Origin of the sequence: Mycobacterium intracellulare ATCC 13950, from assembly GCF_000277125.1 — a bacterium.
In the GTDB taxonomy this organism is placed as follows: Bacteria; Actinomycetota; Actinomycetes; order Mycobacteriales; family Mycobacteriaceae; genus Mycobacterium; species Mycobacterium intracellulare.
In genome coordinates, this window is record NC_016946.1 from 5,253,588 (window position 1) to 5,277,401 (window position 23,814).

General features: G+C 68.6%; 17 protein-coding genes and 1 riboswitch. Of the genes, 6 read left to right on the forward strand and 11 right to left on the reverse strand.

Features of this window, described 5'->3' with window-relative positions; all coding sequences use genetic code 11:
• The first annotated feature begins 20 nt into the window (after positions 1 to 20).
• The gene (locus OCU_RS49315; RefSeq protein ID WP_009957109.1) at positions 21 to 776 is read left to right on the forward strand and encodes a L,D-transpeptidase; all 756 of its coding nucleotides are present in this window, start codon (positions 21 to 23) and stop codon (positions 774 to 776) included.
• Positions 777 to 886: 110 nt separating this feature from the next.
• Entirely contained in the window at positions 887 to 4,453 is a 3,567-nt protein-coding gene (gene car, locus OCU_RS49320; RefSeq protein WP_020188392.1) for a carboxylic acid reductase, read from the forward strand.
• 12 nt (positions 4,454 to 4,465) lie between these two features.
• Here car and OCU_RS49325 read toward each other — a convergent pair whose 3' ends face one another.
• Entirely contained in the window at positions 4,466 to 5,098 is a 633-nt protein-coding gene (locus OCU_RS49325) for a hypothetical protein (protein WP_008262159.1), read from the reverse strand.
• 129 nt (positions 5,099 to 5,227) lie between these two features.
• Here OCU_RS49325 and OCU_RS49330 point away from each other — a divergent pair, with 129 nt between their 5' ends.
• Positions 5,228 to 6,172: an NADP-dependent oxidoreductase gene (locus tag OCU_RS49330; RefSeq protein ID WP_008262161.1), complete on the forward strand. Its 945-nt coding sequence runs from the start codon at positions 5,228 to 5,230 to the stop codon at positions 6,170 to 6,172.
• Here the strand turns inward: OCU_RS49330 and OCU_RS49335 are convergent.
• Positions 6,164 to 7,957: an NRAMP family divalent metal transporter gene (locus OCU_RS49335; protein ID WP_225331958.1), complete on the reverse strand. Its 1,794-nt coding sequence runs from the start codon at positions 7,955 to 7,957 to the stop codon at positions 6,164 to 6,166. The two genes, OCU_RS49330 and OCU_RS49335, sit on opposite strands and share 9 nt — an antisense overlap.
• 71 nt (positions 7,958 to 8,028) lie before the next feature.
• The gene (locus OCU_RS51245) at positions 8,029 to 8,244 is read right to left on the reverse strand and encodes a hypothetical protein (protein WP_131810750.1); all 216 of its coding nucleotides are present in this window, start codon (positions 8,242 to 8,244) and stop codon (positions 8,029 to 8,031) included.
• A gap of 249 nt (positions 8,245 to 8,493) precedes the next feature.
• Positions 8,494 to 8,666, reverse strand: a riboswitch (M-box (ykoK) riboswitch).
• Positions 8,667 to 8,891: 225 nt separating this feature from the next.
• Between OCU_RS51245 and OCU_RS49340 the strand changes: the two genes are divergently transcribed.
• A complete protein-coding gene (locus OCU_RS49340) occupies positions 8,892 to 9,551 on the forward strand; it encodes an O-methyltransferase (RefSeq protein WP_009957115.1) in 660 nt (219 codons plus the stop codon).
• Between the two features lie 3 nt (positions 9,552 to 9,554).
• Here OCU_RS49340 and OCU_RS49345 read toward each other — a convergent pair whose 3' ends face one another.
• The 8 genes from OCU_RS49345 to OCU_RS49380 form a co-directional block, all read right to left on the reverse strand.
• Complete coding sequence (locus OCU_RS49345) at positions 9,555 to 11,549, reverse strand: acyltransferase family protein (RefSeq protein ID WP_009957116.1); 1,995 nt, start codon at positions 11,547 to 11,549, stop codon at positions 9,555 to 9,557.
• Positions 11,550 to 11,782: 233 nt separating this feature from the next.
• A complete protein-coding gene (locus tag OCU_RS49350) occupies positions 11,783 to 13,213 on the reverse strand; it encodes an aldehyde dehydrogenase family protein (protein ID WP_009957119.1) in 1,431 nt (476 codons plus the stop codon).
• A gap of 28 nt (positions 13,214 to 13,241) precedes the next feature.
• Positions 13,242 to 14,954, reverse strand: coding sequence for a thiamine pyrophosphate-binding protein (locus tag OCU_RS49355; RefSeq protein WP_009957120.1), 1,713 nt, complete (start codon positions 14,952 to 14,954; stop codon positions 13,242 to 13,244).
• Entirely contained in the window at positions 14,951 to 16,150 is a 1,200-nt protein-coding gene (locus OCU_RS49360) for a CaiB/BaiF CoA transferase family protein (protein ID WP_009957121.1), read from the reverse strand. Before OCU_RS49360 ends, OCU_RS49355 begins: the two co-directional genes overlap by 4 nt.
• A 13-nt stretch (positions 16,151 to 16,163) precedes the next feature.
• A complete protein-coding gene (locus OCU_RS49365; protein WP_014381505.1) occupies positions 16,164 to 17,132 on the reverse strand; it encodes an SDR family NAD(P)-dependent oxidoreductase in 969 nt (322 codons plus the stop codon).
• Positions 17,129 to 18,976 carry a flavin-containing monooxygenase gene (locus OCU_RS49370; protein WP_014381506.1) on the reverse strand — a complete coding sequence of 616 codons (1,848 nt, stop codon included), beginning with the start codon at positions 18,974 to 18,976 and terminating at the stop codon, positions 17,129 to 17,131. Before OCU_RS49370 ends, OCU_RS49365 begins: the two co-directional genes overlap by 4 nt.
• On the reverse strand, positions 18,973 to 20,373 hold the full coding sequence (locus OCU_RS49375; RefSeq protein WP_026071112.1) for an aromatic ring-hydroxylating oxygenase subunit alpha: 1,401 nt from the start codon (positions 20,371 to 20,373) through the stop codon (positions 18,973 to 18,975). Before OCU_RS49375 ends, OCU_RS49370 begins: the two co-directional genes overlap by 4 nt.
• Positions 20,373 to 21,227: an SDR family NAD(P)-dependent oxidoreductase gene (locus OCU_RS49380; protein WP_026071111.1), complete on the reverse strand. Its 855-nt coding sequence runs from the start codon at positions 21,225 to 21,227 to the stop codon at positions 20,373 to 20,375. The genes OCU_RS49375 and OCU_RS49380 overlap by 1 nt, the downstream gene beginning before the upstream one ends.
• A gap of 220 nt (positions 21,228 to 21,447) precedes the next feature.
• Here OCU_RS49380 and OCU_RS49385 point away from each other — a divergent pair, with 220 nt between their 5' ends.
• Together OCU_RS49385 and OCU_RS49390 are read left to right on the forward strand one after the other, a co-directional pair.
• Entirely contained in the window at positions 21,448 to 23,064 is a 1,617-nt protein-coding gene (locus tag OCU_RS49385; protein ID WP_036459932.1) for an SMP-30/gluconolactonase/LRE family protein, read from the forward strand.
• Positions 23,064 to 23,813 (forward strand): GntR family transcriptional regulator, encoded by a 750-nt coding sequence (locus OCU_RS49390; RefSeq protein WP_009957129.1) that lies wholly within the window; start codon positions 23,064 to 23,066, stop codon positions 23,811 to 23,813. The genes OCU_RS49385 and OCU_RS49390 overlap by 1 nt, the downstream gene beginning before the upstream one ends.
• The last annotated feature ends 1 nt before the right edge of the window (position 23,814 follow it).

Sequence of the window (23,814 nt, forward strand, 5' to 3'; positions counted from 1 at the left end):
CATCTCGAAGGGTGGACGCTATGCGTCGAGGTGTTCGTTATCTATTTGTTATGGTCGCGATCACGGTCATGGGCCTGGTGGGATCGGCGGCCCGTGGCAGCGCCGCCGTGCCCACGCCGCACGCCGCACCCGAGGTCGCCTCGATTTTGCCCGCCGACGGCGCCGTGGTCGGCGTGGCGCACCCCGTCGTGGTGACGTTCACCGCACCGGTGGCCGATCGGGCCGCCGTCGAGCGGTCGATTCGTGTGACGTCGCCGGGCGGCACGCCGGGGCACTTCGAGTGGGTTCACAACTCGGTGGTGCAGTGGGTCCCCGACCAGTACTGGGCCCCCCACACGCACGTTTCGGTGGGTGTGCAGGCGCTGACGACCGGCTTCGACACCGGCGATGCGCTGCTCGGTGTCGCCAGCATCTCCAAGCACACCTTCACCGTCAGCAGGGACGGAGAGGTGCTGCGCACCATGCCCGCGTCGATGGGCAAGCCCAGCAGGCCCACGCCGATGGGCAGCTTCACCGCGCTGGAGAAGCAGCGCACCGTGGTGATGGACTCGCGCACGATCGGCATCCCGCTCAGCTCCCCCGAGGGCTACAAGATCACCGCGCAGTACGCCGTCCGGGTCACCTGGAGCGGCGTGTACGTCCACTCGGCCCCGTGGTCGGTCGATTCCCAGGGCTACGCCAACGTCAGCCACGGGTGTATCAACCTCAGCCCCGACAACGCCGCCTGGTACTTCAACCAGGTCAACGTCGGCGACCCCATCCAGGTCGTGGCCTGAGCGTCACCCGCAGTCCCCGGCGTGTGACCGTCGTCACACGCGCCGACAGGAAGACCGGCCCGCGGCGGTGAGTTCTCGTTGGAGCGAGGCAGTTGAACGAGAGGCGGGCCATGACCGGCGATGCGAAGCGCACGAAAGTTAGCTCTAGAGGCCCGGCGCGCGAGCGGGTAGCCGCCCGCATCCGCGAGTTGGCCGCGACCGACGAACAGTTCCGCAACGCCCAACCCGATCTGTCGCTGCAGCAGGCGGCGCGCCAACCGGGCCTGCGCCTGCCCCAGATTCTGGAGCTGTTCGTCGAGGGCTACGCCGATCGGCCCGCGGTGGGCTGGCGGGCCAGGACACTGAGCACCGACCCCGCGACCGGGCGTACCACCACGCGACTGCTCCCCCGCTTCGACACCATGACCTACCGCGAGCTGTGGGCCGATGTGCGCGCGATCGCCGCCGCGTGGCGGCACGACGCCGCGAACCCCGTGTCGCCCGGGGACTTCGTCGCGACGGTCGGTTTCGCCAGCGCCGAATATCTGACCCTCGACCTGGTCTGCGGCTACCTCGGGCTGGTTGCCGTTCCGCTGCAACACAATACGACCCCCTCACGGCTGCGACCGATCGTCGACGAGGTCGAGCCGTCGATACTGGCCGCCGGCGTCGGTTATCTCGACCTCGCGGTCGAGGCGGCGTCGGGCAGCTCGTCGTTGCGGCGGCTCGTGGTCTTCGATTACCAGCCCGAGGTCGACGAGCAACGCGAGGCGCTGCAGCGCGCCCAGGCGACGCTGGCGGCCGCCGGCGCGGCGGTGACCATCGAGACCCTCGACGAAATCATCGAACGCGGACGCGCCCTGCCGCCCGAGCCCATGTACACCGGTGATACCGATCAGCGGCTGGCGATGATCATGTACACCTCGGGCAGCACCGGGTTACCCAAGGGCGCCATGTACACCGAGCAGATGCTGGCCAAGGTGTGGACCAACGAGCTGATGCCCGACTTCGCGGACACACCCGTGTTCAACGTCAACTTCATGCCGCTGAATCACCTCGGTGGCCGGATACCGCTGTCGACCGCGTTCCAGGCCGGCGGCACCAGCTATTTCGTGCCGGAAAGCGACCTGTCCACGTTGTTCGACGACTGGAACCTGGTGCGCCCCACCGAGATGGGCCTGGTACCCCGGGTGGCGGAAATGCTCTACCAGCGCTACCAGAGCGCCGTCGACCGACTCGTGGCTTCGGGCGCCGACGCCGGCTCCGCCGAGGCCCGGGCGCGGGCCGAGCTGCGTGAGCATGTCCTCGGCGGGCGCATCGTGACCGCCTTCTGCGGGACGGCGCCGCTGGCCGCGGAGATGCGGGCCTTCGTCGAAACCTGTTTGGACGTCCACGTTCTCGACGGCTACGGGCTGACCGAGGTCGGCATGGTGACCAAGGACGGGCGCATGACCCGTCCCCCGGTGCTCGACTACAAGCTCATCGACGTTCCCGAACTCGGCTATTTCCACACCGACAAGCCTTATCCGCGTGGCGAATTGCTGGTGAAGTCGCTGACCGCGACGCCGGGCTACTTCAAACGACCGGACGTCACCGCCAACGCGTTCGATCCCGACGGCTACTACCGGACCGGCGATGTGATGGCCGAGCTCGAGCCGGACCGGCTGGCCTACGTCGACCGCCGCAACAACGTGTTGAAGTTGGCGCAGGGCGAGTTCGTCGCCGTCGCCCGCCTGGAGGCCGTCTTCGCCAGCGCGCCGCTGATCCGCCAGATCTTCGTATACGGCAACAGCGAACGCCCCTATCTGCTGGCCGTCGTCGTGCCGACGGCCGACGCCGCGGAGCGATTCACCGGAGATCCCGAGGGCCTCAAGGCCGCCGTCGCCGAATCCCTGCGCCAGTCGGCGCAACTCGCCGAACTGCAGTCCTACGAGGTGCCCGTCGACTTCGTCGTCGAGACCGAGCCGTTCAGCGAGGACAACGGCCTGCTCTCGGGCGTGGGCAAGCTGCTGCGGCCGAAGCTCAAGGAGCGCTACGCCGACCGGCTCGAACAGCTCTACGCCGAGCTGGCCGAAAACCGCGTGACCGAGTTGCGTGCGCTGCGCGAGGGGGCGGACAAACACCCCGTCGTCTTCACCCTCACCCGGGCCGCCGAGGCGCTACTGGGTGTGGCCGGCGGCCCGCCCGCCCCCGACGCACTGTTCATCGAACTCGGCGGCGATTCCCTGTCGGCGCTGACCTTCTCCAACCTGCTGCGCGACATCTTCGACGTCGACGTGCCGGTGGGAATGATCACCGGGCCCGCGACCGACCTGGGCCAGCTCGCGGAATACGTTGAATCCGAACGCAAATCGGGATCACGCCGGCCCACATTCGCGACGGTGCACGGACGCGGCGCCGCCGAGGTCCGCGCCGCGGAGCTCACCCTCGACAAGTTCATCGACGCGACGACCTTGGCCGCCGCACCGAACCTGCCGCGCGCGACCGGCACACCCCACACGGTCCTGCTGACCGGCGCCAACGGCTACCTCGGCCGCTTCCTGGCCCTCGAATGGCTCGAGCGCCTCGCCGAGACCGGCGGGAAGCTCGTCTCCATCGTCCGCGCGACGGACACCGCGGCGGCCGTCAAACGGCTGGAGGCCGTTTTCGACAGCGGGGATCCGCAGTTGCTGGAGCGGTTCCGGACGCTGGCCGCCGAGCACCTGGAAGTCATCGTCGGCGACATCGGTGAGCCCAATCTCGGCCTGGACCAAGCGACTTGGCAGCGCCTGGCCCAGAGCGTGGATCTGATCGTCCACCCGGCCGCGTTGGTCAACCACGTGCTGCCGTACGACCAACTGTTCGGTCCGAACGTCGTCGGCACCGCCGAGTTGATCCGCCTGGCGATCACGACGCGCATCAAGCCCGTCACCTATCTGTCGACCGTCGCCGTGGCGATGACGGTCGATCCCGGCGAGTTCGCCGAAGACGGCGACATCCGCGCGGTCAGCGCGGTACGCCCGATCGACGACAGCTACGCGAACGGGTACGCGAACAGCAAGTGGGCCGGTGAGGTGTTGCTGCGTGAGGCGCACGACCTGTGCGGGTTGCCGGTCGCCGTCTTCCGCTCCGACATGATCCTCGCGCACAGCCGGTATGCCGGGCAGCTGAACGTGCCAGATGCCTTCACCCGCTTGATGTTCAGCCTGCTGACCACCGGCATCGCGCCGACCACGTTCTACCGGACCGACGAACACGGAAACCGAGCCGTGGCCCACTACGACGGGCTGCCCGCCGACTTCGTGGCCGAAGCGGTCACCACGCTCGGCGAACAGATGGCGGCCGAGGAATCCGGCGAGTACCGCTCCTATGACGTGATGAACCCGCACGACGACGGCGTCTCCCTGGACGTGTTCGTCGACTGGCTGATCGCCGCCGGACACGACATCCGGCGCATCGAGGACTATGACGAATGGCTGGGCCGCTTCACCACGGCGCTTCGCGCGTTACCGGACAAGCAGCGCCAGCATTCGGTGTTGCCGCTGCTGGACGCCTACCGGGAACCCGCGACGCCACTGCGGGGAGCGCCGGCCCCCACCGACGTCTTCCGCCACGCGGTGCGGACGGCCAAAATCGGTGCGGACGAGGACATTCCGCACCTGTCGGCGGGGTTGATCGACAAGTACGTCGCCGACCTACGCCTGCTGGGCTTGGTGTAGCCCCGTGCGGTGCTAACCGGGCAGTCCCCGCTTGATCGCATCGTCTTGCTTGCGCGCGATGTCGACGGTCACGGCCGGGTCGAACGGATCGTCGGGTGCGCTGTCGAATTCCAGGGTGACGAGCGCCTTGCCTTCGGTGAACAGCAGGACCGTCATGGCTTGGGAGTTGTCGGGCGAGGCACCCGAAATCGCCGACCCGTTGGCGCCCACGGCGAGCGGCCGCCAGTCGCCGACCACCTTGCCCGCGTATTCGGCTCTGCTGCCGGCGAGTTCGGCCGCGGCCGCCGACGGGTCGGCGGTCACCACGATGGTGTCCCACAGCCGGCGGCCGCTGTCGGCGTTGGCGAACAGCTGCGCGACCCCCGGCGCGTTGTTGGGGTTGAGCATCGGCGACTGGGGTGCCGTGAGACCCCCGCCCACGTCGCCCGGCTTGATCAGCAGGTAGCCGTAATCGGTGGGTTGCCCCGGCGGCGGCCCGGTGACCGCGCCCGAGTCGGTCGGGGATGCGGACGGGCCCGACTCCGCCGCCGACGGCGGTGGGGGCTTGTCGGAGCCGCCGCAGCCCGTGCTCGCGGCGCCGACCGCGACGATCGCGGCCGCGTGCCACACGACCCGGCCGGCGATACCGATTCGAGGAGCCCCCACGCATGTTCCTTCCACGCGTCATCCGTGCCCGAGTTGCTACGAACATATGCCCAACGGGCCGCCGGTGGGTAGCTCTTTGCGTGCCTATGCTGGCGTGGGTGGGGGCATCGTCGCGGTGAGGAGATCGGCATGACCGCTGCAGCGGCGCGCGCCGTACGGTTCGACCGGTACGGGGGGCGTGAGGTGTTGTACGTGGCGGACATCGACATGCCCACGCCCGGACCGGGCGAGGTTGTCGTCGAGGTCCGCGCGGCCGGAATCAATCCCGGCGAGGCCGGCATCCGGGTCGGGGCGATGCACGAGAGGTTCCCGGCCACCTTTCCCTCCGGGGAGGGCAGCGACCTCGCCGGTGTCGTGACCGCGGTGGCGCCCGGGGTCACCGAATTTGCGGTCGGCGACGAGGTTTTGGGATTCAGCCTGCGCCGGTCCAGCCACGCGACCCACGCCGCCGTGCCGGTGGGTCAACTGATTCGTAAGCCCGCCCAACTCGGTTGGGAGACGGCGGGTTCGCTTTACGTGGCCGGCGTGACCGCGTACGCGGCCGTGCGCGCGGTGGCGCCGCAGGCCGGTGAGACGGTCGCCGTGTCGGCAGCCGCGGGCGGGGTGGGCAGCCTGGTGGTGCAACTTCTGGCGCTGCGCGGGGCGCGCGTGCTGGGCATCGCGGGCCCCGGCAACGCCGACTGGCTGCGCGCGCATGGCGTCGTCCCGATCGCCTACGGTGACGGGCTCGCCGGGCGATTGCGCGACGCGGCGCCCGACGGCATCGACGCGTTCATCGACTTGTTCGGCCCGGACTACGTCCAGCTCGCGGTGGACCTCGGCGTCGCGCCGGAGCGGATCAACACCATCATCGCCTTCCAGAAGGCCGGCGAGGTGGGCGCCAAGACCGAGGGCAGCATGGACGCCTCGACACCCGAGGTGCTCGCCGAGATGGCCGGCCTGATCGCCTCCGGCGCCGTCGACTTCGACATCGCCGCGACCTATCCGCTGGACCGGGTCGCCGACGCCTTCGCCGAACTCGAGCGACGGCACACCCACGGGAAAATCGTTCTGCTGCCTACCGACTCACAATGACGAGACCGGCCCGACGACCCCTGCCTGCACGATTTTGATGATGACGAACGCGACGGCGACCACGAGGTAGCCGCGCAGGGTGAACAACCCCGCCCGGCGCATCGGCGACATCGCGGGCCGGTCGAGCAGGGCCAGGTTCGGGGTGACCCAGCCGGCCCGGTCCTGGCGGCGCACGGCCCGCCGTTCGGCACGGGTGAGCGATGCGGCGTCGTCGAGTTCGTCGACCTGCTCCGGGTCCAGCCCGCCTCCGAGCGTGCGCACGATGGCTTCCGCCTCGGCCAGGCTGCGATGCCTGCGGCCGACGACGACCATCACCGCGCCGCCGGCGATGCCGACCGCGGCGCCGGCGGCGAGCCCGGTCTCTATGGTGGCGGTGGACAGGTCCGGGAAGAAGGTCGTCGCCGTTAACGCCAGGGACAACAGCACCAGACACCACACGATGCTCCACGCAACGATGTTCTGCCGCACCGTGTTCACCCACGGTCCCAACACCGCGCGGTCGTTGCACAGCAACACCAGAAACACGGTGGCCGAGGGAAGCAGCACGCCGGCGAGCGCCTGCACGCCCTGGGTCACCAGGCCCAGGACGTGGTCGGGGCTGAAGGACACCGCGGCCGACACCGCAAGCAGCACCGCGTAGCCGCCGTAGAACACCGGCGCCTCGCCGATCTTCCAGTGCAACGAGTGCCGCTTGCCCAGGGCGTCGCCGACGGCATAGGTGGTCGCCAGGCCGACGGCGTTGGCGCCGATCAGCGACGCGTCCAGCAGGATGATCGCGAACAGCGCCCCCACCGTGCCGCCCAGATGCCGCGACAACCCCGCGGCGACCGCTCCGGCGTCGGTGAAGTGCCCGGCGTCGGCGGTGCCCGCCATCCCGAAGGCCGTCACCGCCATCAGCGCCGTCGCCCCGACCATGACCACGACGATCCCGATCACCAAATCGGCCCGGCCGTAAGGGATCCAGCGCGCGGTGATGCGCTTGTCCACCACGTTGGACTGCTGGAAGAACAGCTGCCACGGCGCGACCGTCGTCCCCACGATCGCGACCACCAGCAGCAGCACGGTCGAGTTCAGCCCGCCGGGGAACTGCGGGATCAGCCCGGCCGCAGTCGCTTTCGGGGCCGGATGCGCCAGCAGCACCATCGGGATGATCAGCACGTTCACCGCGATCAACAGGAACATCAACCGCTCCCAGCGGCGAAACGAACCCCCGGCCACGACGGCGAACAACAGCACCGCGGCCGCTGGGACGGCGACGAACTTCGGACAACCCAAGAACCCGAGAGCCATTGACACACCGATGAATTCGGTGACGATCGTCAACGCGTTCAAGATCAGCAGGTCGCCGACGCTGAAGGCGCCCCAGAACTTGCCGAACCGTTCGAAGATCAAGCGCGCGTGACCCACCCGGGCGACCGCGCCCAGCCGCAGCACCATTTCCTGGTTCACGTAGAGCACCGGGATCATCAGCACCAGCGTCCACAGCAGGCCCATCCCGTAGTCCTGGCCGGCCTGGGCGTAGGTCGCGACGCCACCGGCGTCGTTGTCGCCGACCATCACGATCAGACCGGGACCGGTGATGACCGCCAGTGTCTTCAGCCGCCGCCAGCGGCCGGTCACGGTCCCGTCGGTGCGCCCGATGCGACCGAACGCGCCGACGATGTCGCCGACGTGCGCGGTGTCGAGCACCGTCGACGTCGGCGCCTCGGCGCTCGGGTTCTCCGCGGCGGCGGCCGTGCGGCCCGAACCCAGGCCACGGCCGCCGCCGGTGTGGATCGACGTCATCTGGTCCTCGCTGTACGAATCGCTCTCACCACGGGTGAGGGCATGCGGATGCACTCGATGCGCGGGACGAATCACCAGTGGTTGTCGGGGCGTCCCGACGCGTGCCCGCCCAGCGAGGCGGTGACCACAGCGATCGGCATCCGCGAGACGTACAGGTTGGCGCGCTCCTGCGGGGTCAGGTTGGTCCGCAGGTGCAGCTTGTCGGCCAGCAACCGGCCCGCGCGCAGCATCGACCGCCGGCGTCCCCGCGGAACAGCGGAAAAACGGTGCGTAACAACAAAAGCCATGATCTTCTCCTGCCAGGGGTCCGATCGGCATCGGCACTGTCCGTGGGACGTGTCAGCCGCGCAGGACCAAACGCAAGGTCAGGCGGCGGAAGGAATGCCGGAGCCGGATCGGGACAAAACGAATTTCGGATGCGGACTATCGCCGGGACTCATCTCGCCCTCACCTCCTCACGGCCGGGACACACGCGGGTGTCGTCACATTCACCTGAACGAGAGAGGCAGGAATGACCGACGGCACCAAAGCCGCCGGTCGCACCCCTCTCGTCGGAGCTTCGGCACTGCACGGCGTATCCGGAACGTTCCAGAAGCCACTTGGGCTCAACCCTTGGGTCCGGGAAGAGCTGTCCTGACCCGGGGCGTCTCTCGACGTTCGGGGTCAGTGGCCTGTATCCATGCAGACGCCTCACCTACCGAGGTGCTTGCGGAGTCCATAGTGGCACCGCGGCCCGGGCTCGTCAAACTCATTTGCGCTGAGCGTGGCGCCGTCGGCGGGCTCTAAGCGCCCACCCAGGCCGCACGCCGGGTTCGATTGCCCGCCTCCTCACTCGCGCCGTTCCGGCGCTCACCGTCGCCGGGCTAGGCTCGATTGCCCGGCTCCTCACTCGCGCCGTTCCGGCGCTCACCGTCGCCGGGCTACGCTCGGCGAGATGACCACAACGCTGCAGGATCCCCGGGTCGCATCGACGCTCGACCGCATGTACGCCGAGTCGAAGAACCAGATGTCGCTGTTGCGCGAGCGGCGTGGCACCTTCGATCAGCCGATGTCCGCCCAGGAGCGGGCCGACGCGATGAGCGAGTTCTACATCCCGGTGACGCCCGAAGCCGGCCGGCTGCTGTATTCGTTGGTCCGCGCCACCCGCCCGGCGACGGTCGTCGAATTCGGGATGTCGTTCGGCATTTCCGCCGTTCACCTGGCCGCCGCGGTGCGTGACAACGGGAGCGGCCGCGTCGTGACCACCGAGCTCAGCGCCGCCAAGATCGCGGCCGCGAAGAAGACGTTCGCCGAGACGGGCTTGGACGATGTGATCACGATCCTGGAGGGCGATGCGCTGAGCACGTTGAAAAGCGTGGACGGGGCGGTCGATTTTCTGCTGCTCGACGGTTGGAAAGATTTGTACCTGCCCGTGATCGAGCTGCTGGAGCCCCGGCTGTCCATGGGTGCGTTGGTCATCGCCGACAACGCCAGCTCGGCCGATATGGCCCCGTATCTCGACCGCGTGCGCGACCAGGCCAACGGCTACGTCAGCTTCAACTTCCAGGTCCGCGACAGCGACAGCATGGAGATCAGCTGCCGCACAGGCACTTAGCGGCTAGCGCAGCGACTCCTCGAGCCACGGCGTCAGCCACTTCACCCCTTCCGGGGTCAGGTGCACGCCGTCGCTGCGCACCTTGATGCCGTCGACCTTGGCGGTATAGACGCCGTCGGGGCACAGCTTCTTGTTCAGGTCGAGGATCGCGACGTTCGGGTGGTGGCTGACGGTCTTGCGCAGCATGGTGTTCCACAGGTTGACCCGGTCCGGCTGGTCCTCCGGATACAGCCGGCCGTCCGGCTTTTCACCGCCGCGGCTGTAGGGCACGGTCGCCACCACCACCCGCACACCGGTGGAGCCGGCGATGGTCAGCGCCCGCTCCAGCTCGCCGTTGAGGTAGGCGTCGAAGGTCGGGTCGCCGATGTGGGTCCACTGGCCCTCGTTGACGCGGTCCACGGTTTCCCAGCGGCCGATGATCAGCAGCGCGACGTCGGGTTGGTCCTGGGCGACCTGCCTGGCCCATCGGATCGGCCAGCCGTCGCACTCGGATCGCTGCTCGAGGGTTTGGCCCACATACCGGTACGGGGTGCCGCGCACCAGGCTGCATCCGATGACGGTGTGGTCGAGGAACGCGAATCCCGGCGTCGGCGGGAGGTAGTGCATCCACGTCCACCCGATCGAGTCCCCGAACACCGATACGGTGAACGGCCGGTTGGGATCCCGCGGCCGGCTTTCGCCGGGCGGTGACGGCGAGACGGCCGCGACCGCGGAGACTCCGGGCGGCAAGCCCGGTTCGCGCAGCCCCGGCCCGGCTCCCACCGGAACCACCAACAGCGTAACCGCCGCGGCGCTGGCGACGGTCGCCGCCGCCAGCGGTAGCAGCGGCACCCGCGCCGGCCGCCAGCGCCGGATGGGCTGCTCGAGCACCCAGTACGACGCCGCGGCCAACACCACCGTGGCGGCGCACCGCGCGGCGAACAGCGGCAGCCCGGACCACCCGGTGCGTTCGCCGTTGAGCGCCAAGAAGATCGGCCAGTGCCACAGGTACACGCCGTAGGAGATGGTGCCGAGCCACACCAGCGGCGGCAACGCGAGCAAGCGCGCGATGACGCCGCGCTGCTCCAGGGCGACCGGGGCGATGACGAACACGGCCGCGATCGCGACGCCGATCAGCAAGCCGTGGCGGAATTCGCCGCTGGCGCCGGTCGCGTAATGGGTCGCGGCCGCCAGACCCGCCAAACCCAGCAGCGGCAGAATCCGGGCGGCGCGCCGCCCCCACCGCGTGCGGATCATGCACCAGCCGCGGTTCATCGACGGCCAATCCCGCACCAGCAGGGCCGCTGCCGACGCGCCGACCAGGAGCGCCTGCGCGCGGGTGTCGGTGCCGAAATAGATCCGGTCGCGGGTGCCGTCGGACACCATGACGATGGCAAGCGCCGCGGACGCCAGGGCCCCCACGGTGGCGATGACGAACGTCGCGAAGCGCACGCCGCCGACGGTGGCCCGGGTGAAACGGCGCCTCGCGCGCGCCGCCAGCGCCAGCGTGACCGCGACCAGCAGCAGCGGCCAGACGAAGTAGTACTGCTCCTCCACGCCGAGCGACCAGGTGTGCTGCAGCGGCGACGGCGGTGCGCCCTGGGTGAAGTAATCGGTCTTCTGGGCGACGAACCGCCAGTTCGCCAGCCACATGAACGCCGCGATGGCGTCGTCGCGCAGGCCGGTGAGCGACCGCTCGGGCAGCAGCTGCCGGGCCGCGGCCACGGTGAGCACCATCAACACCAGCGCCGGCAGGAGTCGCCGCGCGCGCCGGATCCAGAAGCCGGTGAGGTCGATGCGACCGGTGCGTCCCAGCTCGTCGAGCAGCAGCGAGGTGATGAGGAATCCGCTCAGGACGAAGAAGACGTCGACGCCGATGAATCCGCCGCTGACGCCGGGGATGCCGCCGTGCCCGATGAGCACCAGCGCAACGGCGATCGCGCGCAGGCCGTCGAGCGCCGGGATTCCGCTGCGCCCCTCCGGCCCGTCCCAGACCCCCAGCCGGCCGACCCGGCGCACGGGGGCGACCCATCGGGGCCGAGAACGACGAGCCGGTGCGGGGTGAGACCCGCCCGGCTCGATGCTCGCTGTCAGCGCGCCGTGACTACCATCCCGCCCGGCGCCATGGTTGATGCCGATACGTCGCTGCCCCTCCTCGTGAACGGAGCCAGCTTAAGGGCGGACGCGCGGGATCGCGGGGAGGACACGCAACGGTTTTCCGCTGCGCTGCGTTCGGATTTCGGGGTCGGGCGTCAGGCCTTGCCGGGCGCGTAGCCCAGGGTGCTCTTGACCTCCAGGTACTCGTGGAAGCCGAATTCGCTCCATTCGCGGCCGTTGCCGCTGCGCTTGTAGCCGCCGAACGGCGCGTTCATGTCGAACGCGTGATTGATCGTCACCCATCCCGCGCGGATCCGGCGGGCAACCTCGCGCGCCGTGTCGAGGTCGGCCCCGGAGACATAGCCGGCGAGGCCGTACTCGGTGTCGTTGGCGATCTCGACGGCCTGGTCGATGTCGTCGTAGCCGAGGATGCACAGCACCGGCCCGAAGATCTCCTCGCGCGCGATCGTCATGTCGTTGGTGACATGCGCGAAGACTGTCGGCTTGACGTAGTACCCCGTGTCCAGCCCCGCCGGTCGGCCCGGGCCGCCCGCGACCACGGTCGCGCCCTCGTCGATGCCCTGCTGGATCAGCCGCTGCACCTTCTCGAACTGCGTCCTCGACGCCACCGGCCCGATCGCCGTCGCGTCGTCGGCGCTGCCCACCTTGACCTGTTCGGCCACCTCGCGCGCGATCGTAATGGCCTCGGCCATCCGTGAATTCGGCACCAGCATGCGCGACGGCGCGTTACAGCTCTGCCCGGAGTTGGGCATCATGTTGGCCACGCCCGCGCGGACGCCGTCGGCGAAGCCGCCATCGTCGAGGACGATGTTGGGGCTCTTGCCGCCGAGTTCCTGGGTCACTCGCTTCACCGTCGGGGCGGCGTTCTTGGCGACCTCGATGCCGGCGCGGGTGGACCCGGTGAACGACACCATGTCGATGTCGGGATGGCTCGCCAGCGCCGCGCCCACGCCCGCGCCGTCACCGTTGACCAGATTGAACACCCCGGCCGGCACGCCCGCGGCGGCCAGGATCTCGGCGAAGATGTACGGCGAATACGGCGCGACCTCAGAGGGTTTCAGGACGACGGTGCAGCCGGTGGCCAGCGCCGGATACACCTTGACGGCGACCTGGTTGATCGGCCAGTTCCACGGCGTGATCAAGCCGCAGACACCGATCGGCTCCTTGGCGATCAGGGTCTCCCCTTTGTGTTCGGAGAACGGGAAGTTCTTCAGCACGTCGATGGCCGTCGTGAGGTGGCCGATGCCGAGGAAGACCTGCGGGCCCGCGGCCAGTGAGGGCGGCGCGCCGATCTCCTCGGTGACCGCCTCGGCGAGATCGTCGGCCCGCTTCTGGTATTCGGCGAGGATGGACTGCAACAGGTCCAGGCGCTGTTCGCGGGTGCTCAGCGACCAGCCCGCGAAGGCGCGCCGGGCGGCCTGAACCGCCACGTCGACGTCGGCCGCCGACCCCAGCGAGATCTTTCCCGAAACCTGCTCGGTCGCCGGGTTTTCCACCTCGAAGGGGTTGGGCCGCACCGGGTCGACCCATCGTCCGTCGATGTAGAACTTCAGGTATTCGCGCATAGCTAGCACTCTTCCTTAGTTGCGGCGCTCACTGGGTGCCTTCTGCATACCAGGTACGGAATCGGTCGTACTTGGGCATCTCCTCGGAGTTGGCCTTCGGGTCGATGCACACGTGCACCACACCGACTTTGCCGCTGGCGTAGGCGCGTGCGATGGCCGGCCCGATCTCGGATTCCTTCTCGACGAACTCGCCGTGGCACCCGAAGCCCTCCGCGATCTTGTCCATCCGGACGTCCTTGCTCCAGTGCACGCCGGGCTGCGGTGACGGCTGGGCGAACGTGCGCTTGTAGACGCCGACCTCCAGGCCCCACTGGTGGTCGACGCCCACCACGCACACCAGCGGAAGGTTCTGCCGCGCAGCCGTTTCCAGTTCCGCGATGTGGAAGAGGAAGGCCGAGTCGCTGGTCAGCAGCATGACGGGGCGCTTGCCGCCCTCGGCGACGGATGCCCCGACCGCGTAGGGCAGGCCGGTGCCGAGGTGGCCGAAGTTCTGGTTCCAGATGACATCGCGCGGTTTGGCCTGCGAGTAGGTCCACTGAAAGATGACGGTCGCGCCGCCATCGCGGACCATGATGGCGTCGTCGAGTTCGTTGAACGCCTTGGTGGCCTCGACGACATAGCGCGCCGGGTGGATCGGCGAACGACCCGACGGCGCGGTCTCGGCGAGCTGTGCGAGCTCCTCGGCGTCGGCCTTGACCAACTTCTCGAGGCCGGGGGATGGGGTGCGCGGGGTGTCCCGGAGCGCCTCGACCAGCTGCGGCACGACGCCGCGCAGATCGCCGACCAGCGGCACGTCGAACTGTCGGTTGACGCCGATGGCGGCCGGGTCCTGCTCGACGTACACCCATTTGCGATTCGCGTCGTTGCCCGCCCAATGCTGGGTCCGGCCGTAGTGCATGGGCTCACCGAGTTCGGTTCCCAACGCGACGCACAGGTCGGATTGCTCGACCGCCTCGTTGGCGGCCGGGGAGAACAGGTAGGGGAAGGTCCGCTCCTGCAGGCCCGGGATGTACGAAGTACCCCCGGAGGTCTGGATGACCGGGCAGGCCATCAGGTCGGCGAGCTCCTTCACCGCGGGGCCGGTGCGCGACGTGTGCACGCCGTGGCCCACCAACAGGATCGGGCTCTTCGCTTCGCGAATCAGCTTGGCGGCCTTGGCGATCTCTGGGGCGCCCGCCCCCTGGTTGACGAGGCGATACCGATGCGGCGGCAGCGGATCGGCCACGTCGAGCTCTTCGAGGATGACGTGCGACGGGTATTCGACGTAGGCCGGGCCGGGGGTGCCGGACATGGCCCGGCGGATGGCCTCATGGATGATCTCGTCGGTCTGGTCGGCGTACTCGATGGACGCGCTGTACTTGACGGACGGGGCGAAAAGGGGCTCCTGGCGGACGAATTGGATGCGCCCGCGCCGCACCCGGCGCTCGGTGATGCGGGCGCGCTGGCCGCCGAGGAAGATCACCGGCGAGTTCTCCACGAGCGCGCACTGGATCGCTCCGGCCATGTTGGCCATGCCCGGGCCGAGCGTCCCGATGCACAGCCCGGGCTTGCCGGTCATCCGTGACGCCGCCTCGGCCATGAAACCCGCGCTCAACTCGTGATGCGGCGCGACCACCGACCACCCGCGCGCGTCGGCCTCGGCGAACATGTGCACGAAGTTCGGGTCCGGGATCCCGAACAGGGTGTTCACCCCCTCGGCCTCGAACAGGTCGAGAATGCGCTTGTACACCGGCACGGTCATTGTTGAAGTTCCTCTCCCTGGCGAGCAGACGCAAAATCGTGTTCAGGCGGTGTGTTTCGTGCGAGTCCGGGACTGCTCGCGCCGATTTCGGCGAGCACGTCCTCGGTGTGGGCGCCGAGTTCGGGCGCCGGCCCCGCGACGCGGCCCGGTGTCTGGGAGAACCAGGTGGGCACGCCGGGGAAGCGCACCGGCCCATGCGGGGTGTCCACGGTCTCGAACATGCCGACGGCCTTGAGATGCGGATCGTCGAACAGCGCGCCGGGCGTGTTGAGCGGCGCGGCCGGGATCTCGAGTTCGCGCAGCAGCTCCAACCACTCGGCGGTGGATCGCTCTTTCATGGTCTCTGCCACCAGCCCGTAGATGGTGTCGATTTCGCGGGCGCGCTGTTCCAGCGTCGCGTACAGCTCGCTGGCCCACGGCGGCCGCACGGCGTTCATGAACGCGTTCCAGTGCTTGTCGTTGTAGATCAGTGCGGCGATGTGGCCGTCGCTGGTGTGGTACGGACGGCGGTTGGGCGCCACGGTGCGCGGATACACCGCGGGCCCCAGCGGGGGATCGAACAGGGCGCCGTTGGCATGCTCGACGAGCATGAACGACGCCATGGTTTCGAACATGGCGACCTCGACCTCTTGGCCCTGCCCGGTGCGCTCGCGGTGGAACAACGCCATCGTCGTTGCGTACAGCGCCGTCAGCCCGGCGATCTTGTCGGCCATGATGGTGCCGACGTAGTCGGCCTCGCCGGTCAACTGCTGCTGCACCGCCGGCAGGCCGCATTCGGCCTGGATCGTGTCGTCGTAGGCCGGGCGGTCGCGATCGGGTCCGCGTCGCCCGTACCCGTAGCAATTGGTGTAGACGACTTTGGGATTGATCGCGGCGACGTCGTCGTAGCCGAAGCCGAGCTTGGCGATCGCCTTGGCGCGCATCGAGTGGATGAACACGTCGGCGGTCTCGACCAAAGCGCGTAGCGCCCGCTTTCCGGCATCGGTCTGCAGGTCGAGCACGACGCTGCGCTTGCCGCGGTTGACGTTGACGAACACCCCGCTCATGCCCGGCGCCGGGCCGACCGAGATGTAGCGGGTGTTATCGCCTTGGGGCGGTTCGACTTTGATCACATCGGCGCCCATGTCGGCCATGATCTGGGTGCAGTAGGGCCCCATCACCATCGCGGTGAGATCGATCACGCGCACACCGGCCATCGGGCCCGCGGGGCTAGCCATTGAGCGCTCCTTGATCGGGCGAGCCATGGAGTTCGCTTGACCTCTGCGCCAGCTCGAAGCTGTAGCGGATGTGCTCGTCATGGCCATCCGGGACGACCGGGAAGATCAGCGGCGCCTCCGCGTAGCGGATCGCGTCCAGATGGCTGCCGACGTCCTCGATCGTCCACGACGACCGGCACACGCCGGGGCTCTCCGCGACGACCGCCCGGGCCACGCGGCCCGCCAGCGCGATGTATATTTCCCCGGTCACCGAGCAGGATTCGTGCGCGAGCCAACCCACCACGGGCGCAACGAGTTCCGGTCCCATCGGCGGGTAGGCGGAGGTGTCGATGCCGTCCGCCATGCGCGTCACCGCCGCCGGCACGATCACGTTGCAGCGGACGCCCTCGGCGGCGCCCTCGAGCGCGGCGACATTGGACAACCCGATGACGCCCGCCTTGGCGGCCGCGTAGTTGGCCACGTCGCGGTTTCCGTACAGGCCGCCGATCGACGACGTCAGCACGATGCGGCCGTAGCCCGCCCCGCACATGAGCGGGAACGCCGGGCGCACGACGTTGAACGCGCCGCGCAGGTGCACATCGAGCACGGCGTCGAAGTCCCCGTAGCTCATCTCCTTCAGCGAGCCGCGGCGGACGTTGCCGGCGTTGTGCACCAGGATGTCGACGCGGCCATAGTGCTCGAGCGCGGTCGCGATGATCGCGTCGCCGCCCGCTGCGGTCGCGACCGAAGCGCTGCACGCGACGGCCTGTCCGCCGGCCGCGGTGATCTCGGCGACGACCCGCTCCGCCGGACCGGCGTCGACCCCTTCGCCGTCGAGGCCGCCGCCGACGTCGTTGACGACCACCTTCGCCCCACGCGCGGCCAGCAGCTGCGCGTAGGCGCGACCCAACCCGCGGCCGCCCCCGGTCACCACGGCGACGCGGCCGTCGAATCGTAGTTGCTCTGCAGGGGTTTCGCTCAAGTGCCGAGCACCAACCCGTCCAAGTCGCCCTTGTCACGCCACACGCGCAGCAAGTCCTCGAACGCGTAAAAGCCGGGGCCGTACGGTTCGCCCAGGTGTGACCGGATGCCCTCTCCCCCGCCGCCGCCTTCGTTGTTGTAGTAGCCGGGTGTGCACTGGGCGTCGAACGCCGAGTTGTCGACGGCGGTTTCCCGGATCGTCGCGCACCACTGCTCCTGGGCCGCCGCGCTGGGCTCCACGGTGGTCGCGCCCCGCTTCAACGCCTCGGCGATGATGTAGGCGATGTGCTCGCCCTGCAGCTCGTAGTTGGCGGCGATGTTGGCGGAGATGCCGACCTGGGTAAAACCGGTATAGAACTGGTTCGGGAAGCCGCGGCTGGTCATCCCGTGCAGCGTCTTGTAGCCGTCGCGCCAGTGGTCGAACAGCGACAGCCCGTCGCGGCCCTCGATCGTCTCCATGGAATAGCGGCGGCTGATCTCGGTGGTGATCTCGAAGCCGCTGGCATAGATGATGCAGTCGACCTCGTACTCGACGCCGCCCGCCACCAGCCCCTTTTCGGTGATCCGTTCAACCCCTTTGGAATCGGAGACGTCGACGAGGGTGACGTTGGGCCGGTTGAACATCGGCAGGTACTCGTCGTTGGACAGTGGCCGCTTGCACAGGAACCGGTAGTAGGGCTTGAGTGCCTCGGCGGTCTGCGCGTCCTCGACGATCACGTCGATGCGGCGGCGCAGCCGCTCCATCAGCTTGTAATCCTCTTCCTCGCGGATCGCCATGAACTGCTCGGGCGTCAGCGACGCGGGGTCGTCCAGCGCGAGCACCCGGGCCGCGGTGTTGCGCCCGAGTTCGGTCCAGAAGTCGCACACCAGGTCCGGCTGACCCAGCGCCATGCCCTCGAAGGTCCAGGAGTGGAAGTTGCGTTGCCGTTCCCGCTGCCAGCCCGGCCGCAACGATTTCACCCACTCCGGGTCGGTCGGCGCGTTGTTGCGTTCGTCGACGGTCGAAGGGGTGCGCTGAAAGACGTAGAGGTGCTGGGCGTCTCGGGCCAGGAACGGGACGATCTGGATCGCGGTGGCGCCGGTGCCGATGACGGCGACCCTCTTGTCGGCGAGCTTGTGCAGGTTGCCGCCGCTGTCCCCGCCGGTGTAGTCGTAGTCCCACCGCGACGAGTGGAACGCGTGGCCCTTGAAGTCCTTGATCCCAGGAATGCCGGGCAGTTTGGGCCGGTGGAAGGGGCCCGACGCCAGCACCACGAACCGGGCGCGGATGTCGTCGCCGCGGTTGGTGCCGATTCGCCAGCGCCTGATCTCCTCGTCCCAACGCAGGTCGCGCACCTGGGTGGAGAAGATCGCCGAATCGTAGAGGCCGAAATGCTTGCCGATGTTGCGACAGTGCTGGTAAATCTCGGCGCCGTCGGCGAACTTCTTCGACGGCATGAAATCGAGCTCTTCGAGAAGCGGGATGTAGCAGTAGGATTCGTTGTCGCACTGGATGCCCGGGTACCGGTTCCAGTACCAGACACCGCCGAAGTCGCCGCCGAGTTCGATCACGCGTACGTCGTCGACGCCCGCCTTCTTCAGGTGCGCTGCCGACAGCAATCCACCGAAGCCGCCACCGAGGACCGCGACGTCGATGTCCTCCGAAATCGGGTCGCGTGGCGCGGCCGGGGTGTAGGGATCGACCTCGTAGTACCCGGCGAAGTCGTCCTCCAGTTCGATGTACTGCTTGGAACCTTCCTTGCGCAGCCGCTTTTCGCGTTCCAGCCGGTACTTCTCGCGCAGCGCGGCGATGTCGACGTCGTCGGGCGTCTGGGTGGGCCCGCAGCTGTCCTGGTGCATGGTCATGCCGATGGTGACTCCTTGCGTGACAGTTCCTGGGGCTCACCGGTACCCATGTATCTCGACAATTGGTAGTGCAGGTTGACGGTGCTGCGTTCGCGGTACGGGTTGGGCTTGGTGCCGGCGAAGCCGAGTGACTTCATCCCCTGCTGCACGGCCGCCATGTTGGAGAAGTCCTGCGGTAGGACCGACCGCCAACGGGGATCCCCGACCGGGGTGTACTCCCACTCGGTCTGGGGCTCTTGGCCTTTCGGGTACAGCTCGAACACCGACACCTCGAAGATGCACTTGTCGGGGTTGTAGCTGGGGTGCGGTCGCGCGCCGTAACACAGCGCGCTGGTCAGGCCCTGTCCGATCTGGAAGTTCGGAAAGATCTGCCACGCGGTGCCGGCCTGCCCGAGGATGTCGGCGGGGATCGTCGGCCAGACGACGCCACGGGCCTCGTCGTCGCGGCGCGCCGATGCCAGCCAGTGCTCGAGGACCTTGTCGGCCGGCGTCCCCTCGGGCAACTCGTCGACGAGTCGCTTGGCCGCGTTCACCAGCGTCTGGGTGGTGGTGGCGTTGGTCTCCTCCATCGTGTACACCTGCATCTCCGCGGTGGACACCCGCGGGTCGGCGCCGATGCCGAGGCGGATCTTGGACTTGGTGGCCTCCATGTCCTCTGGGGCGTCGTAGCCGATGTTGCTGTGTCTGCCTTGGGCTTTCGCCCACCCCTTGAACTCGCCGAACTTGTTGAACTCGGGGTGCGTGGTGTAGACGTGGTAGGTCTCGTTGAACGCTTCCAGCGCGACCTTCCAGTTGCAGTCAAATTCAAGCCATTTGCGCCACTTGTAGCGCATGTTCTCACACCCGAACGGGTCGAGGATCTTCGCGGCGGGGAACAGGTAATCGGCCAGCGGCTCGCAGTCGGGGTCCATGTTGATCCACAACCAGCCGCCCCAGGTGTCGACCCGAACCGGTCGAAGGTGGGTGTTGTCCGGGGTGAGCGCTCCCTGCCAGTCCTGTTGCTCGCGGATGTGCGTGCACGCCCCGTCCAAGCCATAGGTCCAACCGTGAAAGCCGCAGACGAACGACTTTCGGGTGCGGGCACAGGCGTTCTTGGCGCCCTCGGGGGTGTCGATCAGCCGGCGGCCGCGGTGCATGCACACGTTGTGGTGCGCGTGAAATTCGTTGTGGCCGGTGCGCACCACGATGATCGAGTCGTCGAGGATGTCGTAGGTCAAATAGCTGCCCACCTCGGGTAATTCCTCGACGCGGCCGACCTGCTGCCAGACCCGCCGCCACAGCCTGTCGCGCTCGGCGCGGGCGTAGTCCTCGGAGATGTATGCCTCGACGCCGATCGTCATCGGGGACGAGAGTTCCTCGGCCCCAGCGGAATTCGTGCCCTTGGCGAGATCGGTCATCACATCCTCCTAATGGCCGCGCGGAAGGATTCGTCACGCAAGAAGAGCGACGTGTTGTCGGCGCCGAGATGGCTCCATTTGAGGTCCAGGCCGCCGTCGACCAACAGCGTCTGGCCGGTGATATAGCTCGACATCTCCGAGAGCAGAAACAGGATGGCGCCGGCCTGCTCCTCGGGCCGGCCCCGCCGTCCCATGGCGATCGCCTGCCGATCCCGTTCGGGGTCCTCGTCGACGTAGGTGCGCGAGGCCGCCGTCTCGGTGACGCCGGGCGCGACGGCGTTGACCCGGACTCCGGCCTGCGCCAACTCGAGGGCCATCGTGCGGGTCATCGCGGTGATCGCGGCCTTGGCGGTCCCGTAGGCGATGTGAAACGGCGCGGTGTTCATGCCGCTGATCGACGAGATCGACACGATGGACCCCGGCAGTCTTTGCGCGACGAGCTCGGCCGCCACGGCCTGGCTCATGAAGAACGCCGTCTCGAGGTTGTCGGCGAAGATCTTGCGCCAGTCGCCGCGGGTCACGCGCGTCGACGGCATCCACGTCGACGGCTCGGCGCCGCCGGCGACATTGACCAGCCCGTACAAGCTTCCGTCGGCGCGGCGCGCGTGGTCGATCACCGCGGCGATGCCCTCGTCGGTGGACGCGTCGGCCGCGACGGGCACCACGGCCAGGCCGTGGGCGGCCAGCGGGGCGATGTGCTCGTCGAGGTTTTCCTTCGATCGGCTCACCGCGATCACGGTGGCCCCGGCCCGGGCGGTCACGGCTGTGACGGTGGTGCCGATGCCGCCTCCGCCGGCGCCGGAGACCACCACGACGCGACCATCAAGCCTGAGGTGCCCGAATTGATCGTCCATGACCTGCTTTCGGCCGCCGACGGCGCCGTCCCGCGCCGGCCGCGACATTCGCTACCAGTTTGTCCGGACAAAATATGGCGTTCTGTCCTTGGGAGAACACTATTCCGACCGGCGGACTTCGCTGTCAAGATCGAGCCGAGACACCGTCGTGGCTATTGTCTGGACTAGGAGGAATTGATAACGTCCAGCCCAACCGGCTGACGGAAGGACCTCGGCGAGCATGTCCATTTCAAGGGCCCTCTCAACGCAGCCCTCGCGGTACGCAGTCCCGGACGCGATCGACGTCGCTCCGGGCTGGGAACTCGACCGGTTGACCGCGCCGAGCCGGCTGTTCGGGGCCAACGGGCTGCGCACCGGCCCCGACGGCCGCATCTACATCGCGCAGGTGACCGGCAGTCAGATCAGCGCGCTGGACCACCGCACCGGGGAACTGGTGACCGCCAGCCCCAAGGGCGGCGACATCGTGGCACCCGACGACGTCGCGTTCGATCCCCGCGGCAACCTGTACGCGACCGAGGTGATGGACGGCCGGGTCAGCGTGCGCGAGACCAACGGCCGGACGCGGGTGCTGCGCGACGACGTGCCGTCGGCCAACGGCATCACGTTCCATGACGGCCGGTTGTTCATCGGTGAATGCCGGGAGGGTGGGCGGCTGCTGGAATTCGACCTGTCGGGCGGCCCGCCACGGGTGCTCTTGGAGAACGTGCCCTCGCCGAACGCGATGGAGGTCGGTCCCGACGGCCTGCTGTACTTCCCGGTGATGGGCGCCAACGAGATCTGGCGCGTCGACCCCGACGGCGGCGAGCCACACTGTGTCGCAAAAGATCTCGGCGTGCCCGACTCGGTGAAGTTCGACGCCCGGGGCTACCTCGTCTCCACCCAGGTGGCCAGCGGGCAGGTGCTGCGCATCGATCCCCGCAGCGGCGAACGTCGCCTGCTCGCCCAGCTGAATCCGGGGCTGGACAACTGCACCTTCGTCGGCGACCGGCTGTTCGTCTCCAACTTCAGTGGCGAGATCACCGAGATCTCGCCCGACGGCGCAACGACATCGGTGTTGCCGGGCGGACTCAACTGGCCGCTGGACCTGGCCGTGGGCCAGGACGGGCAGCTCTACATTGCCGACGGCACGTACTTCTATGTCGCCCTGCCCGACGGGTCCCTGCAGACCGCGGGAATGTTGTTCAGCCCCGGCTATCCCGGGTTCCTGCGCGGCCTCGCCGCAGGCGCGCCCGGCGAGTTCGTCGTCACCACCTCTGGCGGCCAGGTCGCCCGCTACCGGCCCGAAGCCGGCGAAACCGAGGTGCTGGCCGACGGTTTCGACCAGCTCTACGGTGTCGCGGTGACCCCAGGCGGTGTGGTGGTTGCGGAGTTGGGGACCGGGCGGGTGTTGTCGCTGCGGTCCGGAGGTGTCGACGTGCTGGCGACCGATCTGCGCGAGCCTGTCGGGGTCGCGATCGACGCCGACGGAGCCCCGCTGGTGGCGGAGGCGGGCGCGGGCAGGGTGGTCCGGCCGGCCGGGTCGCGGGCCGACACCGTCGTGGCCGATCTGCAACGGCCGCAGGGCATTCTGGTCCGCGACGGTGTGCTCTACGTGGTCGATGCCGGCGCCAAGGAACTGATCGCCTTCGACCTCGCCGGCCACGGTCGCCGGACGATCGCGTCCGGGCTGCCGGTCGGTCCCCCGCCGGGCGTGACTGCCAAGCCACTGCGCGGCATGCCGCCGTTTTCGGGGCCACAGGGTCCGTTCGCCGGCATCACGGCCGCGGCCGATGGGACGCTGTACATCTCGGCCGACGGCGAGGGCAGCGTGCTCGCCCTGCGCCCCACGGGCCACTGATGTCCCAGGCCATCGCGGGCGACCACCGCTACCTGCAGATCGCCCGCACGCTGCGCAAGGAGATCGTCGACGGGGTCTACCCGGTGGGGTCGCAGCTGCCGACCGAGCACCAACTGTGTGAGCGCTTCGCGGTGAGCCGCTACACCGTTCGCGAAGCGTTGCGCCGGCTCCGCGAGGACAACCTGGTCGCCTCCCGGCCGCGGGCGGGCACCCGGGTGGTACCCCGCCCGGCGTCGAGTTCCTATGCCCAGGACGCGATGTCGATCGACGACCTGCTCGCGTTCGCCGCCGGCGCCCAGCTGACCATCGAATCCAACGCGATGGTGACGATCGACGACGACCTCGCCGCCCGGACCGGACTCGAGCCCGGCACCCAGTGGCTCTCGGTGCGTGGCTACCGGCAGGCCGACGGCGCGTCGGTGCCGATGTGCCGGACGGAGTACTACATCAGCCGCAGTTTCGCCGCGGTGGGCAGGCTGCTGCAACGCCATGCCGGCCCGATCTTCCCGTTGATCGAGGATCTTTTCGGCGTGAGCGTCGCCCAGTTGCACCAGGAGATCGCGGCCGTCCTGCTCTCCCCGGAACTGGCCGACGGCCTCGGCGTGGAAGCGGGAACGGCCGCACTGCAGATGCGGCGCACCTACACGACCTCCGACGGCGAGGTGGCCCAGGTGACGATCAACACCCACCTGTCGTCGAGGTTTCGGTATGCGATGACCATGCGTCGCGTCACCGGTCAGGCCGGCTGAG